Origin of the sequence: Chitiniphilus eburneus, assembly GCF_005048205.1 — a bacterium.
GTDB lineage: Bacteria > Pseudomonadota > Gammaproteobacteria > Burkholderiales > Chitinibacteraceae > Chitiniphilus > Chitiniphilus eburneus.
Genome location: NZ_SUMF01000006.1, coordinates 128162 through 147259, shown reverse-complemented (window position 1 = coordinate 147259; position 19098 = coordinate 128162). Strand labels below are relative to the sequence as shown.

Genomic DNA, 19098 nt, shown 5'->3' with positions numbered 1-19098 from the left:
ACGGTGGGGTGAGCGCTCGCCGCCGCGTTACAGCGTTACAGCGTGCTCGCGGGTGGCGTGGAAGACCAGCTTGGGCCAGCGTTCGCGGGTCAGTTCCAGGTTGACGCGGCTGGTGGCCAGGTAAGCCAGGCTGTCGGCGGCATCGCGCGCCAGGTTGTTCACCAGTTGCTTCTCGAAATCGGCCAGCATGCGCGCGTCGTCGCACGTCACCCAGCGCGCGGTATGGATGGTGGTCGATTCGAACACCGCCTCCACGCCGTATTCGTTGGCCAGCCGGCTGGCGACCACTTCGAATTGCAGCACGCCGACGGCGCCGAGGATCAGGTCGCTGCCGTTGAGTGGCTTGAACACCTGGACCGCGCCTTCCTCGCCCAGTTGTTGCAGCCCTTTTTGCAATTGCTTGATTTTGAGCGGGTTTTTGATCCGCGCGATGCGGAACAGCTCGGGTGCAAAGTAGGGGATGCCGGTGAAGACCAGCGCTTCGCCATCGCTGAACGAATCGCCGATCTGGATATTGCCGTGGTTGGGCAGGCCGATGATGTCGCCGGCAAAGGCTTCCTCGACCTGCTCGCGCCCCTGCGCCATGAAGGTGACGACCGAGTTGGCGGCAATGTCGCGGCCCAGTCGCAGGTGCTTGAACTTCATGCCGCGCTCGAAGCGGCCGGAGCATACGCGCAGGAAGGCGATACGGTCGCGGTGGCGCGGGTCCATATTGGCCTGGATCTTGAACACGAAGGCCGAGAATTTTTCCTCGGTGGGGTCCACCGCGCGGCTGGTGGCGTCGCGCTCGCCGGGCGCCGGCGCCCAATCCACCAGCGCGTTCAGAATCTCGCGCACGCCGAAGTTGTTGATCGCCGAGCCGAAGAACACCGGGGTCAGGTCGCCGGCGACGAACTCCTCCAGCACGAACGGGTGCGACGCGCCGCGCACCAGTTCCAGTTCCATCCGGGTCTGCTCGATTTCCAGCGGAAACAGTTCGTCCAGCCGCGGGTTGTCGATGCCTTCGATCACTTCCACTTCGTCCAGCGGGCCCTGGCCCGGCTTGAACAGCAGCACCTGGTCCCGAAGGATGTGGTACACGCCACGGAAGGTCTTGCCCATGCCCACCGGCCACGTGATCGGCGCGCAACGGATCTTGAGAACGCTTTCCACCTCGTCCAGCAGTTCCAGTGAATCGCGCACCTCGCGGTCGTACTTGTTCATGAAGGTGACGATGGGCGTATTGCGCAGGCGGCAGACATTGAGCAGCTTGATGGTCTGCTCTTCCACACCCTTGGCGGCATCGATCACCATCAGCGCCGAATCGACGGCGGTCAGCACGCGGTAGGTGTCTTCGGAGAAATCCTGGTGGCCCGGGGTGTCGAGCAGGTTCACCACGTGATCGCGGTAGTCGAACTGCATCACGCTGGACGCCACCGAAATGCCGCGCTGCTTTTCGATCTCCATCCAGTCGGAGGTGGCGAACTTGCCGCCCTTCTTGCCCTTGACGGTCCCGGCGAGCTGGATCGCACCCGAGAAGTACAGCAGCTTCTCGGTCAGCGTGGTCTTACCCGCGTCGGGGTGGGAGATGATGGCGAAGGTGCGGCGGCGGCCCACTTCGCGGGCGATCTCGGTCATGGTATTGAATGGATTGGGAAAAGGGCGCGATTGTACCCGATTCGCCGCCACTTTGGCCGCCCGGCTGAACGCTGGCGGCAAACCCCCGCGCCCCGCCCCGGCGCAAATCAGACAAAAGCAACCACCAAACCTGACAGCACCTCCCACGAGCACAGCGAGGCTCCCTCGCGGCGGCGAGGGCGGGGAAGTGGAATAAACCAGGAAGAGCCGTTGCAGACAGGCCGATGACGTTATGCGCCCGGCTTTGCCGGGGGCTTGATGCCGGTTGGTTTCGCGTTACCGTGTGCAAAGACATACAGGCTCGCCGCAGCGAGGCTCCCTCGCGGCGGCGAGGGCGGGGGGAGTGGAATAAACCAGGAAGAGCCGTTGCAGGCAGGCCGATGACGTTATGCGCCCGGCTTTGCCGGGAGCTTGTTGCCGATGAATTTTCGCCGCTGCCTGCAAGGCTCCAAGGCTCGGCGCCGATGAATTTTCGCCACTGCCTGCAAGGCCCCAAGGCTCGGCGCCGATGAATTCTCGCCACGGCCTGCAAGAACCCGAGGCTCCCCCTAGCGCAGGCTGGTTGGCAGCAACAGGGTGAACAGCGCGCCGCCTTCGGGGTGGGATGCGGCGAAAATTTCGCCGCCATGGTCTTCCATGATCTGGCGGCTGATCGCGAGACCCAGGCCGGTGCCGCCGCCGGTTTCCCGCATGCGGCTGCTCTGGATGAATTTATCGAAGATCAGCTCTTCCTCGCCGGCCGGGATGCCGGGCCCCCGGTCGCGGACGGTCAGGCCGACGGCGGGCTGGCCGTCGCACAGGGTGGCCGTTTCCAGGTAACGGATTTCGATCGTGCCATCGACGGGGCTGAACTTGATCGCATTCGACAGTAGATTGACCACCACCTGCGTCAGCCGCGCGCGGTCGAATACCGCGTATAGCGCCGGTGTGGTTTCGTCGACTTCCAGGCGCAGGCGCCGTGTCTGCAACAGCGGCGCGATTTCCTGCGCCGCGCCCAGCACGGTCTGTTGCAGGTGATTGCGGGTCTTGTCGTAGGTCATGCGGTTGGCTTCCAGCCGCGACATGTCCAGCAGATCGTTCAGCAGCACCAGCAGGCGGTTGCCGCTGGAGTGGATGCGCTCGAAATAGCGCGCCAGGTTGGTCGGCTCGGTGCGGCCGGATTTGGACAGCCCCATCTCGGAGAATGAGAGGATGGCGTGCATCGGCGTACGCAATTCGTGCGACATGTTGGCCAGGAACGCTGATTTGGCGACGTTGGCGGCTTCGGCCGCCTCCTTGGCGTCGAGCAGGTTCTTCTCGATCTCCTTCAGGTCGGAGATATTGGTCAGGAAGGCGAAGGCGTATTCCAGCTTGCGATTGTCGTCGTGGATCGCCGCCGAGTTCACCAGGAACGGCATCGGCTGGCCATCCAGCGAACGCAGCGTCACTTCCTCGATGTGGTTGCGCATGGTGTCGCGGTCGGCCAGATCGGCCGGGAATATCTGCTCGGCGGCCTCGCCCCACAGCAGGGTGGCCTGCTGTCCGATCAGTTCCTCGCGTCGATAGCCCAGCAGCAGGCAGAACGCCTGGTTCACATCGACGATATGGCGGCCGTCGTCGATCAGGATGTAGCCGTCGGCGGTGGTGTCGATGATGGTGCGCTTCAGTCGCTCGGACTGGCGCAGAGCCTGCGCGGCGATGCGTTGCGAAGTGACGTCCTCGATCACGCAGATCACACCCTTGGTGACGTCGCCCGGCACCAGCGCTTTGGCGTAGACCATGGCCCAGAAGCTGGAATGGTCACGCCGGTACAGCTCCACTTCGCCCCGGAACACCCCACCCGCCGAGACGCGTGTCCACACTGTCTGCATGATCTCCTCGAAGCGCGTGGGCGAGGCGAACAGGGCGTGCGTGGGCAGACCGATGATCTCGCTGCCTTCGTAGCCGAACAGCGTTTCGAATACCGGGTTCACCAGCCGTACCGAGTTCTTTACCGACAACATGATCGCCAGCGGACTGGCGTCCAGCACGGTGCGGATCTCGGCGGTACGCTCCAGCACCAGATCCTGGAGATGGTCACGGTGGCGGCGCAGTTCGCGTTCGGTGTTCTGTTGTTCGGTGATGTCGCGCACCGTGCAGCAGGCGTAGGCGTCGGTATTGAATTCGATATGGCTGAAGGTGATTTCCACCGGCAGCAGATGGCCACCATGGTCACGCAGATGCGTGTTCAGGATCATGCGCTTGTCGATGTGCAGGCGTGTCCAGATTTCCTCCCACTGCGACTGGCCCATGTCCGGGAACAGGTCGGTCAGGCGTGACGCCAGCAGTTCGTCGTTGGCCAGCCCGGTATTGCGCTCGGCGGCGTGGTTGGCATAACGCAGGTAGGACAGGTGATCGGCCCACAGCACCACGTCGGGCGATTGATCGACGGTGAACTGCGTGAGGTAGAGCCGCGATTCGATTTCCTCCACGTGCCGCAACTGGCGCAGCAGCAGGTAGAGCAATACCGTCACCACCAGGATCAGGCCGACGGCGGCGATGGCGCGGGTCAGCAGGTCGCTGCGGAACTTGGTCAGCGCGCTGCCCAGGTCGATGGAGACGCGCACGATCAGCGGCAGGTCGCTGGTCGTGGTGTGGAACACCACCAGTCGCTCGCCGCGTCCGCTGGCATCCGGCTCGCGGTAGGCCGAAGCGTGGCGCAGGCGGCGCGCTTCGAATTCCAGCGGCGCGCGTTCGCGCAGGCTGCGGCCGAGTTCGGCGGGCTGGAACGGGAAGTTCAGCAGCACCATGCCGTCGGCGCGCATCAGCTCGATACGGGTGGAAGGGGTCAGCTTGAGCGATTGATAGAAGCGCAGGAAATACTCCGGTTCCACCCCCGCCAGCACCAGGCCGCCGAAGCTGCCGTCCGGGCGGTCGATGCGCCGGGTGACCGGAATCAGCCACAGGTTGTCGGTACGGCTGATCACCGGCGTATCCATGCGCAGGCGCAGGTCGTCGAAAGCGCGGTGGTAGACGAAATAGTCGCGGTCGGCCAGGTTGACGCGGCGCACCGGGTACTCCAGGCCGTGGGCGCGGATGTAGCCGTGGTCGTCGATGGTGATCAGGCCGCGTGTCTGCGGCGTGAGCTGCGTTTTGTCGCGCAGCAGGATGTGCATCCGGTATTCCTCGGCCCGGTCCACCCCGCCCAGCCCTTGCAGGCTTTCCACGATGTTCTGCATGCCCTGCTCGACCGAGATGAACGTGCGCGTGGCGTGTTCGTCCAGCGAGCGCGCCAGCGATAGTTGCTGGCGCTCCAGGTTGTCCATCGTCTCGTCGTAATCGCGGAACGTCATCCAGGTCACGCTGGCGGCCACCGCCAGCAGCAGGATGCAGTAGAAGACGATCAGCCCGGTCCGCAGCGGCCTGAGCGAAGGCTGCGGCGTGGCGGAAGGGCGGAGGCGGAACAGCCGGTTCATGATGGGCATGCGCCTAGCGGCGCGCCTCCAGGGCTTCCCAGCGTTCCAGCTTGTCCAGCAGTTCCAGTTCGATGGCCTCGATCCGGGCCTGCATTTCCTTGGCCTTCAGCGGCGCGGCGCGGTACAGCTCCGGGTCGAGCAGGCCTTGCTGTAATTCGGCTTGCTCGGTCTCCAGGGCCTTGATGTCGCCGGGCAGCCGTTCCAGTTCCCGTTGTTCGTTGAACCCAAGCTTCTGCTGGCGCGGTTTGGCGCGCTCCACCGGCTTGGCGGCGGGTTCGGCCTTTCTGGCCGTGGCGGCGCGGCTGGCGATGGCGCGCGCGCGGGCGGTCTGGTAATCGCTGTAGCCACCGGCGTTTTCCATCAGCACGCCATCGCCTTCGAAGGCGATGGTCTGCGTGACCACATTGTCGAGAAAGGCGCGGTCGTGGCTGACCAGGAACACTGTGCCGGGGTAATCGGCCAGCAGTTGTTCCAGCAGGTCGAGCGTATCGATGTCCAGGTCGTTGGTGGGCTCGTCCAGCACCAGCACGTTGGCGGGGCGGGTGAACAGGCGCGCCAGCAGCAGGCGATTGCGCTCGCCGCCGGACAGCGATTTCACCGGGCTGCGCGCGCGCTCCGGCGCGAACAGGAACTCTTCCAGATAGCCCATCACGTGCTTGCGGGCGCCGCCGATTTCCACGTATTCGTTGCCCTGGCTCACCACATCGACCAGCGCGGCTTCCTCGTCGAGCTGTTCGCGGAACTGGTCGAAATACGCCACTTGCAGATTGGTGCCGCGCTTGACCACGCCGCTGTCCGGCTCGATCTCGCCCAGGATCAGCTTGAGCAGGGTGGTCTTGCCGGCGCCATTGGGCCCGATCAGGCCGATACGGTCGCCGCGCATCAGGCGGGTGGTGAAATCGCGCACGATCACTTTGTCGTTACCGGCCGCGTCGCGGAACGATTTACCCACGTGCTCGAACTCGGCCACCAGTTTGCCCGAGCGTTCGCCCGCGTCGAGCTGGAAGCCGACGTTGCCCACGCGCTCGCGGCGCGCCGTGCGTTCGCGCCGCAGCGCTTCCAGCCGGCGTACGCGCCCTTCGTTGCGTGTGCGCCGTGCCTCGATACCCTTGCGAATCCACACTTCTTCCTGCGCCAGCACCTTGTCGAACTTGCGGTTGACGGTTTCTTCCTGCGCGATCAGTTCGGCCTTGCGCGTTTCGTAGGTGCTGAAATTGCCGGGGAAGCTGGTCAGGCGGCCGCGATCCAGTTCGACGATGCGGGTGGCCACGTTGTCGAGAAAGCGGCGATCGTGCGTGACGAACAGCACGCTGCCGGCGAAATTGTTGAGCAGGCCTTCCAGCCATTCGATGGCCGAGACGTCCAGGTGGTTGGTGGGCTCGTCCAGCAGCAGCAACTGCGGTTGTGCCACCAGCGCGCGGGCCAGCGCCACGCGCTTTTTCCAGCCGCCGGAAAGCTCGTCCACCAGCAAGTCCGGTGCCAGGTCAAGGTGCGACAGCGTGGTGGCGATCAGCGCGTCGAACTGCCAGCCGTCACGGGCTTCCAGCGCGTGCTGCAATTCGTTCAGGCGCGCCATCGCCGCCTCGCTGCCATCCTGGTGCTGCGCGGCGTGGTGATAGTCGGTGAGCAGTTGCCGCAATTCGCCCAGGCCGTCGGCCACCGCTTCGAACACCGTCGCGCCCGGCGTGAACTGGGGTTCCTGCGCCACATAGGCCACCTGGGCATCCTGCGTGACGCGGATTTCGCCGTCGTCCAGCCGGACCACGCCGGCGATGGCCTTGAGCAACGATGACTTGCCCTGGCCGTTGCGCCCGATCAGGCCGACGCGCTCGCCGGGCTCCACCGACAGCGTAGCGTTGTCCAGCAACGGCCAGTGACCGAAGGCGAGGGAGGCTTGTTCGACGAGCAGCAGGGGCATTGGGGGATGGGTAATCAGTTGCGGAGTCGGGCGATTATACCTATCGGCGCGATCGTCGGCCCGGCTTGCGGTATCCGGCAGATCAGGCTGTTGCGCGGGTGTTCCCCGGTGGCAAATAGTGCCCATGCACGATCTGGCGCGGGACGATCGGGCGGTTTTCTGGCTAGAATCGGCTGATGCGCATTTTTTATTCCATAGGCATCGCCTGCTGTCTGGCGCTGGCCATGACGGCGACCGCCCAGGCGGCCAAGCCCAAGGTGGCGGCGGCCGATAGCGAGCATCCCCAGCTCGATTCGCCCACCGAACTGGCGGATAGCGACTACGATCCGGCCAATCCGCCGCGGCGGGTGCGTGTGCTGGTGGCCAAGGGCGCCAGTACGTTCTTTTTCCGCAATGGCGCTCCACATGGCGTGGAGCACGCCATGCTGTACCAGCTCGAGTTGTTCCTCAATCGCAACCGGCCCGCCAGCCGCGCACCGACACGGCTGCTGTATGTGCCGGTGGAGCCGGGTGAACTGATTCCGGCGCTGATGGCGGGGCGTGGCGACGTGGCCGCCGGCCTGATGCCGGTGATTCCCGGCGTTGGCCAACTGGTGGAATATTCCTCACCCTATCTCGATGACCGCTGGTGCCTGGTGCGCCATCGCAGCCGCGCGGCGGTGCCCGATCTGGCCGCGCTGGACGGCGAATCGCTGACCTTGCCCAAGGCCAGCTTCGCGCGGCGGGTCGCCGCCAGCCAGCCCGGCCTGCGCATCATGGACGCGGCCGAGGGCGCCAGCACCGAAAGCCTGCTGGTGTCGATCAATGGCGGCAGCGACGCGGTGACGCTGGCCAGCCAGTACGTGTTCAAGCTCTGGCAAAAACGCCTGCCGAATCTGCGGCAGGATGGCTGTATCGACAACGCGGTGAATGTATCGTGGGCGGTTGCGCCGCAGCATCCGCAGTTGCTGGCCGAATTGAACCGCTTCATCGCCACCAAGGGCGCCAGGCTGGCGAGCCAGGCCGCCACGCAGACCCAGCGCTTCCTGCCGGCCGACGGCCGCGCCGACCTGCCGGAAAGCGCCGAGGGTGGCCTGGACCGGCTGGCGGTGCTGGCGCCGGTGTTCCAGGTGGTGGCGGCGGCCAACGATATGGACTGGCTGTTGCTCGCCGCCATCGGGCAGCGCGAATCCAAGCTCAAGGGCGTCACGCGGCAGAACGGCCCCACCGGCGTCATGCAGGTCAACCCCAGCACCGCGCGCAAGATGGGCGTCAAGGACCCGCACGGCAACGAGGGCAACATCACCGCCGCCGCACGTTATCTGTCGTACCTGCGCAAGATGTTCACGCGGAGCGAGATCGCCGAGGACGACCAGCTGTATTTCATGCTCGCCGCCTATAACGCGGGCGAGGGGCGGGTGCAGCAGATGCGGCGGCAGGCCGCCAAGGAAGGGCTGGACCCGAATCGCTGGGGCGGCAATGTCGAGATCGTCGCCCGCCGCATGGTGGGGCAGCGGCTGCTCGACTATGTATCGTCGGTCAACCGCTTCTATCTCGCCTATCAGGCGTCGGAGCGCGACAGCTCGCCCAAGGCGAAGGTGGCCAGTATGGCGGAGCGGGATTAAGGGGGCTGACCAGGCGGGGTGCCTCGCTGGCCTTGGTCGGCGGCCTGAGGCGCATCGCCCTGTTGCACCCCGGTGTCCAAGTTCGATTCGTCCTCGCAAATGGGGCGCTGTTCCCGGTTGAGATATCGAGAACTGTTACCATCCCGCTGGTGCAAATTGGGATATAACAGGGGGTTCTTACCCCTGTTTTATTTGCCGAGGCATCCATGCAAGACTTCGACGAGCTGCATCCCGATACGCTGGCGATTCGCGCCGGTACCCTGCGCACCGAATTCGGCGAACATTCGGACGCGATGTACCTGACTTCCAGCTTTTGTGTCGGCAGCGCGGAGGAAGCCTCGCTCAAGTTCACCAACCAGATTCCCGGCCATATCTACTCGCGCTTCACCAATCCCACGGTGGAAGCGTTCGAAACGCGGCTGGCCGCGCTGGAGGGCGCCGAGCGCGCCGTGGCCACCGCCAGTGGCATGAGCGCCATCCTGGCGCTGGGCATGGCGCACCTGAAAGCCGGCGACCACGTGGTGGCGTCCAATGGCCTGTTCGGTGCCACCATCCAGATGTTCAACACCTATTTCACCCGTTTCGGCGTGGAAGTCAGCTATGCCGCGCCCACCGATCCGGCCGCCTGGGCCACGGCGGTGCGACCCAACACCAAGCTGTTTTTCCTCGAAACCCCGTCCAATCCGCTGACCGAGGTGGCCGATATCGCCGCCATCGCGGAAGTAGCCCACGCCAATGGGGCATTGCTGGCGGTGGACAACTGCTTCTGCACGCCGATCCTGCAACAGCCGCTGAAGCTGGGCGCCGATTTCGTCGTGCATTCGGCGACCAAGTACCTGGATGGCCAGGGCAGGGTGCTGGGTGGCGCGGTGGTCGGCAGCAAGGCGTTGCTCGAACCGGTTTATCTGTTCCTGCGTACCGCGGGCCCCAGCCTTAGCCCCTTCAACGCCTGGGTACTGCTCAAAGGCATGGAGACGCTGCCGATCCGCATGCGCGCGCATTGCGACAATGCGCTCAAGCTGGCGCAATGGTTGCAGGAGCAGGGCCAGGTCGAGCGGGTGTTCTATCCCGGCCTGTCTTCGCACCCGCAGCACGCGCTGGCCGCGCGCCAGCAGAAAGGGGGGGGCGGCATCGTTTCGTTCGAAGTGAAGGGGGGCCGCGAGGCGGCATGGCGCGTGGTGGATGCCGTGCAGTTGATCAGCCGTACCGCCAACCTGGGCGACGTGCGCAGCACCATCACCCATCCCGCCAGTACCACGCATGGCCGCATCACGCCCGAGGCCCGCGCCGCCGCAGGTATCCGCGAAGGGCTGATCCGCATTTCGGTCGGGCTGGAGGATATCGACGACCTGATCGCCGATCTACAGCGCGGGCTGAACTGATCCATTCCCCTGGCTCAGGGTGCATCGACCTCCAGACGCATTCCACGTTTGAAGGTCGATACGCGCTGGGCAAGTGACTTGCTGCCTGGCCGGCCAGGGGGAAGGCCGGTATCCTGTGGTTCGCCTGCCAAGCCGGCAGCACCAAGGGTGCGTGGACGACCGCGCACCGTCATGTCATCGGGGACGGCCCCATCCATTCGACAACCCATCAATCGAAACGGAGCAAGGCCATGAGCCCCACTGTCATTCCCTGGACTTACCTGTTGATCGCCGGACTGCTCGAAGTGGTCTGGGCGCTCGCGCTCAAATCGTCCCATGGCTTCAGTCGCCTCACGCCTTCGCTGGTGTTCGGGGTCTCCGCCATCGCCAGCATGTATTTCCTTGCGCTGGCGATGAAATCGCTGCCCATCGGCACCGCCTATGCGGTATGGACCGGCATCGGCGCCGTCGGCACGGTGATCCTGGGCATCATCTGGCTGGGCGAGCCCGCCACGGCGTGGCGCCTGGGGTCGGTCGGGCTGATCCTCGCCGGCATCATCGGCCTCAAGCTCGCCTGATCCGCGTGCGAGGCGTGCCGGGTTCGGCGCGGCATTCATGCCGCCGCCATCCGCCTGAACACCGATGAACCCTGTTGGCGCCCGCATTGCCGGGCGCCTTCCGCCGTCCCGCCGCCGCCTTTCGGCGGCGTTTTTCATTGGTTTCATGCTCGTTGGATAAATCCTCCTGTCAGCTTGGGGAAAAACCCTATCCTGATCACAGCCACGGCGGCGGATCATTCGCCGGTTCGTAGTGGTTCAAATGCGACTACGTCTCAACGAAAAAGGGGAGCTGCATGAATCTGAAATCGGGGCTGACATGGCTGGCGGTGGCCTTGGTGGGGGCGTTCGCCTTCGCCATGCTCGCGCTCAGCCGGGGGGAGCACGTCAATGCGGTCTGGCTGGTGGTGGCGGCGGTTGCCTGCTACAGCGTCGCCTACCGCTTCTACAGCCGCTTCATCGCCAGCAAGGTATTCGAGCTGGACGACCGCCGCATGACGCCGGCGGAACGGCGCAACGACGGGCTGGATTACGTTCCGACCAACAAGTGGGTGCTGTTCGGCCACCACTTCGCGGCCATTGCCGGCGCGGGGCCGCTGGTGGGGCCGATCCTGGCGGCGCAGATGGGCTACCTGCCCGGCACCTTGTGGATTCTGGTCGGCGTGATGCTGGCCGGCGCGGTGCAGGATTTCCTGGTGCTGTTCATCTCCACCCGCCGCGACGGGCGCTCGCTGGGCGAGATGGCCAAGCAGGAGCTTGGTCCGTTTGCCGGCGTGATCGTGATGCTGGGGGCGCTGGGCGTGATGATCATCATCCTGTCCGCGCTGGCGCTGGTGGTGGTCAAGGCCCTGGCGGAAAGCCCGTGGGGCACGTTCACCATCGCCGCCACCATTCCCATCGCCATCTTCATGGGCGTCTACATGCGCTATATCCGCCCGGGGCGCATCGGTGAGATTTCGGTGGTGGGCTTCGTGCTGATGATGCTGGCCATCATCTACGGCGAGAACATCGCCCAGAGCCCCACCTGGGGGCCGTTCTTCACGCTGACCGGCCCGCAACTGACGCTGGTGCTGGTGGGCTATGGCTTCGTTGCCTCGGTGCTGCCGGTGTGGCTGTTGCTGGCACCGCGTGATTATCTTTCCACCTTCCTCAAGATCGGCGTGATCGCAGGCCTGGCGGTGGGCATCGTGTTCGCCGCGCCCGACCTGAAGATGCCGGCGGTGTCGCGATTCATCGACGGCAGCGGCCCGGTGTTCTCCGGCGCCTTGTTCCCGTTCCTGTTCATCACCATCGCCTGCGGCGCGATCTCGGGCTTCCATGCGCTGGTGGCGTCCGGCACCACGCCCAAGCTGGTCGAGCGCGAAAGCCACATGCGCATGATCGGTTACGGCGGCATGCTGATGGAGTCGTTCGTCGCGATCATGGCGCTGATCTGCGCCAGCGTGCTCGATCCGGGCGTGTACTTCGCGATGAACTCGCCGGCCGCGCTGATCGGCACCACGGTGGAATCGGCCTCCGCCGCGATCAACGGCTGGGGCTTTGCCATCGGCCCGGACGTGCTGACGCAGATCGCGCGCGACGTGGGCGAGCATTCCATCCTGTCGCGGGCGGGCGGCGCGCCCACCTTCGCCGTCGGCATGGCACACATCATCTCGGAGATTTTCAACAGCACCGCGATGATGGCGTTCTGGTACCACTTCGCCATCCTGTTCGAAGCGCTGTTCATCCTGACCGCCGTCGATGCCGGTACGCGTGCCTGCCGCTTCATGGTGCAGGATCTGGCCGGCGTGGCGATTCCCGGCCTGGCGCGCAGCCGTAGCTGGTTCGGCAACCTCGTCGGCACCACCGTGGCGGTCGCGGGATGGGGCTACTTCGTGTACCAGGGCGTGACCGACCCGCTGGGCGGCATCAATACCCTGTGGCCGTTGTTCGGCATCGGCAACCAGATGCTGGCGTCGATGGCGTTGATCCTGGGTACCGTAGTGCTGTTCAAGATGAAGAAAGAGCGCTACGCCTGGGTGACCGTGCTGCCGACCGCGTGGCTGTTCATCACGTCGATGACCGCCGGCTGGCAGAAGATTTTCCACGAGAACCCCAAGATCGGCTTCCTGGCCATTGCGGACAAATTCAACGCGGCCGCCGCCGAGGGCACCTTGCTGGCCCCGGCCAAGAGCATTGCCGACATGCAGCGCATCGCTTTCAACAACCAGGTGAATGCCGTGCTGTGCGGTTTCTTCATGCTGGTGGCGGTGGTGATGCTGGTGGCGGCGTTCTTCGCCATCCGCCGTGCCTTGGCCAGCCGCGAAGCCACTGCGCAGGAAACGTCCATCCAGTTGCGCGAGGTACCCGCCAATGCTTGACCTTTCCTTTCTGAACGGCGGCCGGCAAGCGCCGCCGCCGCAGGCGCCGGAGGACGATTACGCGCGCTACCTGGCGGAGCATCGCGCCCAGCACCGGCGCGGCGAACCGATGAGCCGCGAGACATTCGAGCGTTACAGCCTGGGTTCGGACTGGCTGGGCGGGCTGAAGGACGCCGCACGCAAAGTGGTGCAGACCTGCCGGCTGATGGTTGGCATCCACGATTACGAGTACTACCTCGCGCATATGCGCGAGCGTCATCCGGATGCCGAGCCCATGAGCCGCGCCGAGTTCTACCGTCACTGCCTGGAGGCGCGTTTTCCCAGCGCCGATGGCGCCGGCGGGGGCCGCTGCCCCTGCTAGGGCGGATCGATCTTCAAACGTGGGTGCGAAGGAGGAAGGCCGGGCGCATGGCTGCGTTGTGCCCGGCTTTCCTCCTTCCCTTCGGGTTGGTTCGTGGGCTGGGTGGCTGCGCGAAGCGCAGCGCCGCAGATAGCCTTCCTATCTGAAAGCCGTGTGACAAAGCAGGCACCGGCCCACGGACCAACGCATCCCTTGTTTGAAGGTCGATTCGTCCTGGGCCGCGCTGGTGCCCACCTTTGCAACGGCTGCCTGTGGCAGCCGTTTTTCATACCCGGGTGATCGGAAGATGGCCACCCGGAATGGTGTTGATGCCAGCCTTGTCATTTTCGTATGTGAGGATTTACGACGATTCGCATTTCGCATTAGACTGTACCGTCCAATCTAACCGTCGAACGTTCCATGTCCCCAGTTTCTCCCTGCCATGGCGATTGCGCGGCGCGCGTGCTCGACGCGGCGCTCGAGGTGTTCTGCGAAAGCGGTTATCGCAGCAGCATCGACGCGGTGGCTGCGCGCGCCCAGGTGGCGCGGCAGACGATCTACAACCATTTCGGCAACAAGGAAGCGTTGTTCTGCGTGGCATTGACCCGCGCGGTGAAGGAAGTGTTCACCGCGCTGGCCACCGACGAGGGCGATTATCGCGCACGCCTGTTCAACTTTGGCATGCGTTTTCGCCAGCGGGTACTGGCACCGGATGCGATCAACATGCACAAGCTGCTGATCAGCGAGGCCTCGCGGTTTCCGGAGCTGGCAAAGAGCCTGTACGAAAGCTGTTTCGTCTACAGCCGGCAGCAGATGGCGGCGGTGTTGCGGAACGCCATGGATGCCGGCGTGCTGCGTAACGAAGACCCGCTGGAAGCCGCGCACATCCTGATGGACATGCTGGTCAGCCATGACCACACCTTGCTGGTGTTTGGCTGTACGGCGATGGACCCGGCGCTGGAAGAACAGAAGGTCAACCGCGCGCTGGAGCTGTTCCTGCGCACCTACGCGCCGGCGGCGCCGGAGCGGCCCGCCTGATCGCCCTGGCGTGCGCCAGGTAGCCATCGAGACCGGCGTCGAGTGAAAACCTACGGCTGTCGGATCGGCAAGATGAGTCACCGACGCGGCTTCCGGGTGGGGAAGTCGCGGCAATAAAGTAGTCGGGTTTGATGTGACCGGCGAGTGGGCCGGTGGCGTGAGTAGCAAGCGACCGGGTCGGTGAACCCGGCGTTCCGAGCCGTTAACACAATCCAGTACGGCAGTCCTGGCAGGACTCGCGGCACGTACCGAGCGCGATGGACCGGTTTTCCCGGACATCGAGGGCCCGGGCGGCCAGCGGGGGCAGGAGGATTGTGTTAGCGGCTCTAGAAATCCAAATCACAGAGAGACAGGAGTTACACGATGCATACGCTTTCCCGAAAGCTGGGCCCCCTGCTGGGCGTCGTTCTGGCGCTGGGTGCCTGCGGCAAGACCGAACAACAGGCGGGCGGCCCTGGCGCGCAGATGCCGCCCGCCGAGGTGGTGGTGGCCACCGCCCGTTCCGGCGATGCCGCCGTTACCCGCGACCTCACCGGCCGCATCACCGCCTTCCGTACCGCTGAAGTCCGCGCGCGGGTGGAAGGCATTCTGGAAAAACGGCTGTTCACCGAAGGCGGTGAAGTCCGTGCCGGCCAGTCGCTGTTCCAGATCGATCGCGGCACGCTCGAAGCCGCCGCCGCCTCGGCGCAGGCCGGGCTGGCCAAGGCCAATGCCAATGCCGCCATCGCGCGTCAGACGGCGGAGCGCTACCGCGTGCTGATCGACGACCAGGGCGTTTCCAAGCAGGAACTCGACCAGGCCGAAGCACAGCTCAAGCAGGCGCAGGCCGATGTGGCCAGCGCGCAGGCGGCGGTGAAACAGGCCACGATCGACCTCGGCCATGCCGGCGTCGAGGCGCCGATCTCCGGCCGCATCGGCCGCGCCTTCGTCACCGAAGGCGCGCTGGTGGGCAAGGGCGAAGCCACGCACCTGGCCACCATCGAACAGCTCGATCCGATCTATGTCGATTTCACCCAGTCCGGCGCCGATCTGCTGCGCCTGAAGAAGGCGCTGCTGGAAGGCAAGATGAAGGCCGCCCAGGTGCCGGTGGAAATCGTGCTGGAAGACGGCAGCACCTACGCACAGAAAGGCAAGCTGCTGTTTGCCGAGCAGACGGTCGATCCCGAAACCGGCGCGGTGACCTTGCGCGCCGAATTCGCCAATCCCGATCGCCTGCTGCTGCCGGGCATGTTCGCCACGGTGCGTTTCGCCCAGGGCGCGCTCGGCGGTGCGATCAAGGTGCCGCAACGCGCGGTGATGGCCAACCCGCAAGGCCAGTTCGTCTACGTGGTCGCTGCCGACAAGAAGGTGGCGGTGCGTCCGGTGAAGACCGGCGGCTTCTCCGGGCAGGACTGGATCGTCACCACCGGGCTCAAGGCCGGTGAGCGGGTGATCGTGGATGGCTTGCAGAAGGTTGGCCCCGGTGCGCCCGTGACGCCGGTCGAAGAGGGCGCAGCAGCCCCGGCGGCCCCGCAGCAGCCCAAGAAAGTCGCCAGCGCCGCAAAACAATAAAACCAGGAGCACGAGCATATGTTTGCCCGTTTCTTTATCGATCGTCCCATCTTTGCATGGGTGATCGCCATCATCATCGTGCTGGCCGGCGTGCTGGCGCTACGGGGGCTGCCGGTTGCGCAGTACCCCGAAGTGGCCCCGCCCGGACTCACGATCAGCACCAGCTATCCGGGCGCCAGCGCCAAGGTGGTCGAGGAAACCGTCACCTCGCTCATCGAGCAGGAAATGAACGGGATCGAGAATCTGCTGTACATGTCCTCCGAGAGCGACAGCTCCGGCAACATGAGCATCTCGCTCACCTTCCAGACCGGCACCAACCTGGACATCGCCTCGGTGGAGGCACAGAACCGGGTCAAGCGCGTCGAGGCGCGTCTGCCCGAGGAAGTGCGCCAGCAGGGCGTGCAGGTGCTCAAGTCGCGCGACAACTTCCTGTTGTTCATCACGTTGTTCTCACCCGACGGCTCGTACGACGAAACCGCGCTGGGCAGCTACGTCAATGCCAACGTCATCGACGCGCTGCGGCGCGTGCCGGGCGTGGGCGAGGCGCAGTTGTTCGGTTCGGAATACGCCATGCGTATCTGGCTGGACCCGGCCAAGCTGGCGGGCTACCACATGAGCCCGTCCGAGGCGCTGGCCGCCGTGCGTGCGCAGAACGTGCAGCTCGCCACCGGTGAGATCGGCCAGTTGCCCGCGCCCAAGGGCCAGCAGTTCACCGCCACCGTCGTGACCCAGGGCCGCTTCGTCACGCCCGAGGAGTTCGGCGACATCGTGCTGCGCGAAGGCGGGAACGGCGCGCTAGTGCGGCTGAAGGACGTGGCGCGCGTGGAACTGGGCGCCGCCAGCTATGACGTCGAGGCGCGCCTGAACGGCAAGCCCATCGCCGCCATCGGCATGAAGCTGTCGCCGGACGGCAACGCGGTGCAGACCGCCGCCGCCATCCGCGCCAAGATGACCGAGCTGTCGCGCTACTTCCCCAAGAACCAGGTCGCCTGGGAAATCCCGTACGACACCTCCAAGTTCATCGATATCTCCATCAAGGAGGTGTTGAAGACCCTGGCCGAAGCCATCGCGCTGGTGTTCATCGTGATGTACCTGTTCCTGGGCAACCTGCGGGCCACGCTGATCCCCACCATCGTGGTGCCGATTGCGCTGACCGGCGCGCTGCTGGGCCTGTACCTGTTCGATTACTCGATCAACGTGCTGACCATGTTTGCCATGGTATTGGCCATCGGTATCCTGGTGGACGACGCCATCGTGGTGATCGAGAACGTCGAGCGGATCATGACCGAGGAAGGTCTGGCGCCGCGCGAGGCCACGCAGAAGGCCATGGGCCAGATCGTGAGCGCCATCATTGCGATCACGCTGGTGCTGACCGCGGTGTTCATTCCGATGGCGTTCTTCAGCGGCTCGGTGGGCGCGATCTACCGCCAGTTCTCGGTCACGCTGGTGCTGACGATGTTCTTCTCGGCGCTGATGGCGCTGACGCTGACCCCGGCCTTGTGCGCCACGCTGCTCAAGCCGGTGAAGAAGGGCGAGGATGGCCACGGCAGCAAGGGCTTCTTCGGCTGGTTCAACCGCAAGTTCGCCACCATGACCAACGGCTACCAGAGCTGGGTGGCGCGCATCCTGCGCCGCGCCGGCCTGGCGCTGGTGTTCTTCGCGCTGATCCTGGCGGCCACCGGCTGGCTGTTCACCAAGCTGCCGACCTCCTTCCTGCCGGAAGAGGATCAGGGCTACTTCATCAACATCGTGCAGTTGCCGGCGGGCGCCACCCGCGAGCGCACGCTGGAGGTGATGCAGCAGGTGGAGCAGCACTTCATGTCGCAGCCGGCCGTGGCGCGCGTGGTGTCGGTGGTGGGCTTCAGCTTCTTCGGTCGTGGTCAGAACGCCGCGCTGGCCTTCGTCACGCTGAAGGACTGGGATGAGCGCCATACGGCGGAAACGCAGGTGGATTCGCTGGTGGGGCAGGCCAACATGATGCTGTTCCGCATCAAGCAGGCGTTCATCTTCTCCACCAACGTGCCGCCGATTCCCGAACTGGCGTCGGTGGGCGGCTTCGACTTCCGCTTGCAGGATCGGGGCGGGATCGGCCGCGAGCAGTTGCTCCAGGCGCGCAACATGCTGCTGGGCATGGCCGGGCAGAACGGCAACCTGGCGGGCGTGCGCCCCGAGGGCCAGGAACTCGGTCCCCAGCTCTACCTGGACGTGGACAAGGTCAAGGCCAGCCAGTTGGGCATCGATATGGGCGAGCTGAACAGCACCCTGGCGATTGCGCTCGGCTCCGCCTACGCCAATGACTTCGTGCGCGAAGGGCGCGTGCTGCGCGTGCTGATGCAGGCCGCTCCGGATGCCCGCACCCAGCCCGAGGACCTGCTGCGGCTGCAACTGAAGAAGCGCGACGGCTCGCTGGTGCCGTTCTCCGAAATCGCCACCACCCGCTGGGTGGTGGGCGAGGCCAAGCTCGATCGCTACAACGGCGTGCCGTCGTACAAGATCGCGGGCGGCCCGGCGCCGGGCAAGAGTTCAGGCGACGCGATGAACGCGATGGAAGACATGGCGGCCAAGCTGCCGGCGGGCGTGGGCTTCGAATGGTCCGGTACCTCGTACGAGGAACGGCTGTCCGGCAGCCAGGCGCCGATGCTGTTCGCCCTGTCGATCCTGGTGGTGTTCCTCTGCCTGGCCGCGCTGTACGAAAGCTGGTCCATCCCGTTTGCCGTGCTGTGGGTGGTGCCGCTGGGCATCTTCGGCGCGGTGCTGGCGATGACGCTGCGCGGGCTGCCCAACGACGTGTACTTCAAGGTGGGCCTGATCGCCATCATTGGTCTATCCGCCAAGAACGCCATCCTGATCATCGAGTTCGCTCGTGAGATGCAGCGGCACGGCATGAACGTGGTGGATGCCACCCTCGAAGCGTGCCGTTTGCGGTTCCGCCCGATCCTGATGACCTCGATCGCCTTCATCGCGGGCGTGATGCCGCTGGCGATCAGTTCCGGCGCGGGCGCGGCCAGCCGGCACGCGCTGGGTACCGGCGTGGTCGGGGGCATGATCGCGGCGACGCTGCTGGCGGTGTTCCTGGTGCCGGTGTTCTTTGTGGTGGTGCGGCGGTTCTTCCCCGACAAGAGCAAGCATGTCGCGGGCATGGACGACCAACCGGCCGATGACCACCGTTGAGCGCCGGATGAACACGCAGGCGTGGGCGATGGGTGAATGGGCAACCTGGTCTCCGGCCAAGCCGGTGGCCAGGCCCTCGCGGGGGGCTGGTGACGGCCTGCCCGTGATGGGGCCATCCCCCGGTTCCACGACCGCGACCGTGTGTTT

The 19098-nt window shown here is 65.2% G+C and carries 11 protein-coding genes; 8 read left to right on the top strand and 3 right to left on the bottom strand.

Annotated elements, in window-relative coordinates; genetic code table 11:
* Positions 1 to 27: 27 nt before the first annotated feature.
* The 3 genes from FAZ21_RS08365 to abc-f all read right to left on the bottom strand — a co-directional run bounded on the left by FAZ21_RS08365 (position 28) and on the right by abc-f (position 6969).
* Positions 28 to 1617, bottom strand: a complete 1590-nt coding sequence (locus tag FAZ21_RS08365; RefSeq protein ID WP_136772860.1) for a peptide chain release factor 3 — start codon at positions 1615 to 1617, stop codon at positions 28 to 30.
* A gap of 548 nt (positions 1618 to 2165) precedes the next feature.
* The gene (locus tag FAZ21_RS08360; RefSeq protein WP_136772858.1) at positions 2166 to 5060 is read right to left on the bottom strand and encodes a PAS domain S-box protein; all 2895 of its coding nucleotides are present in this window, start codon (positions 5058 to 5060) and stop codon (positions 2166 to 2168) included.
* 4 nt (positions 5061 to 5064) lie between these two features.
* Positions 5065 to 6969 carry a ribosomal protection-like ABC-F family protein gene (gene abc-f / locus FAZ21_RS08355; RefSeq protein ID WP_136772856.1) on the bottom strand — a complete coding sequence of 635 codons (1905 nt, stop codon included), beginning with the start codon at positions 6967 to 6969 and terminating at the stop codon, positions 5065 to 5067.
* Between the two features lie 176 nt (positions 6970 to 7145).
* On the opposite strand from abc-f, the gene FAZ21_RS08350 reads away from it, so the two are divergent.
* The 8 genes from FAZ21_RS08350 to FAZ21_RS08315 all read left to right on the top strand — a co-directional run bounded on the left by FAZ21_RS08350 (position 7146) and on the right by FAZ21_RS08315 (position 18951).
* Positions 7146 to 8573 (top strand): MltF family protein, encoded by a 1428-nt coding sequence (locus tag FAZ21_RS08350; protein ID WP_136772855.1) that lies wholly within the window; start codon positions 7146 to 7148, stop codon positions 8571 to 8573.
* Positions 8574 to 8779: 206 nt separating this feature from the next.
* Positions 8780 to 9955, top strand: coding sequence for an O-succinylhomoserine sulfhydrylase (locus tag FAZ21_RS08345; protein ID WP_136772853.1), 1176 nt, complete (start codon positions 8780 to 8782; stop codon positions 9953 to 9955).
* A 230-nt stretch (positions 9956 to 10185) separates the two neighbouring features.
* On the top strand, positions 10186 to 10512 hold the full coding sequence (gene sugE, locus FAZ21_RS08340; protein WP_136772851.1) for a quaternary ammonium compound efflux SMR transporter SugE: 327 nt from the start codon (positions 10186 to 10188) through the stop codon (positions 10510 to 10512).
* Between the two features lie 275 nt (positions 10513 to 10787).
* A complete protein-coding gene (locus tag FAZ21_RS08335) occupies positions 10788 to 12851 on the top strand; it encodes a carbon starvation CstA family protein (protein ID WP_136772849.1) in 2064 nt (687 codons plus the stop codon).
* On the top strand, positions 12844 to 13212 hold the full coding sequence (locus FAZ21_RS08330; RefSeq protein WP_136772847.1) for a YbdD/YjiX family protein: 369 nt from the start codon (positions 12844 to 12846) through the stop codon (positions 13210 to 13212). The genes FAZ21_RS08335 and FAZ21_RS08330 overlap by 8 nt, the downstream gene beginning before the upstream one ends.
* A 399-nt stretch (positions 13213 to 13611) precedes the next feature.
* Positions 13612 to 14229: a TetR/AcrR family transcriptional regulator C-terminal domain-containing protein gene (locus FAZ21_RS08325; protein ID WP_136772845.1), complete on the top strand. Its 618-nt coding sequence runs from the start codon at positions 13612 to 13614 to the stop codon at positions 14227 to 14229.
* A gap of 363 nt (positions 14230 to 14592) precedes the next feature.
* Positions 14593 to 15780 (top strand): efflux RND transporter periplasmic adaptor subunit, encoded by a 1188-nt coding sequence (locus FAZ21_RS08320; protein ID WP_136772843.1) that lies wholly within the window; start codon positions 14593 to 14595, stop codon positions 15778 to 15780.
* Between the two features lie 18 nt (positions 15781 to 15798).
* Positions 15799 to 18951 carry an efflux RND transporter permease subunit gene (locus FAZ21_RS08315; RefSeq protein WP_136772841.1) on the top strand — a complete coding sequence of 1051 codons (3153 nt, stop codon included), beginning with the start codon at positions 15799 to 15801 and terminating at the stop codon, positions 18949 to 18951.
* Positions 18952 to 19098 lie beyond the last annotated feature (147 nt).

Coding starts and splice junctions, on each gene's coding strand:
- FAZ21_RS08325 (WP_136772845.1), top strand. CDS start 13,612: ATGTCCCCAGTTTCTCCCTGCCATGGCGATTGCGCGGCGCGCGTGCTC.
- FAZ21_RS08315 (WP_136772841.1), top strand. CDS start 15,799: ATGTTTGCCCGTTTCTTTATCGATCGTCCCATCTTTGCATGGGTGATC.
- sugE (WP_136772851.1), top strand. CDS start 10,186: ATGAGCCCCACTGTCATTCCCTGGACTTACCTGTTGATCGCCGGACTG.
- FAZ21_RS08335 (WP_136772849.1), top strand. CDS start 10,788: ATGAATCTGAAATCGGGGCTGACATGGCTGGCGGTGGCCTTGGTGGGG.
- FAZ21_RS08330 (WP_136772847.1), top strand. CDS start 12,844: ATGCTTGACCTTTCCTTTCTGAACGGCGGCCGGCAAGCGCCGCCGCCG.
- FAZ21_RS08320 (WP_136772843.1), top strand. CDS start 14,593: ATGCATACGCTTTCCCGAAAGCTGGGCCCCCTGCTGGGCGTCGTTCTG.
- FAZ21_RS08345 (WP_136772853.1), top strand. CDS start 8,780: ATGCAAGACTTCGACGAGCTGCATCCCGATACGCTGGCGATTCGCGCC.
- FAZ21_RS08365 (WP_136772860.1), bottom strand. CDS start 1,617: ATGACCGAGATCGCCCGCGAAGTGGGCCGCCGCCGCACCTTCGCCATC.
- abc-f (WP_136772856.1), bottom strand. CDS start 6,969: ATGCCCCTGCTGCTCGTCGAACAAGCCTCCCTCGCCTTCGGTCACTGG.
- FAZ21_RS08350 (WP_136772855.1), top strand. CDS start 7,146: ATGCGCATTTTTTATTCCATAGGCATCGCCTGCTGTCTGGCGCTGGCC.
- FAZ21_RS08360 (WP_136772858.1), bottom strand. CDS start 5,060: ATGCCCATCATGAACCGGCTGTTCCGCCTCCGCCCTTCCGCCACGCCG.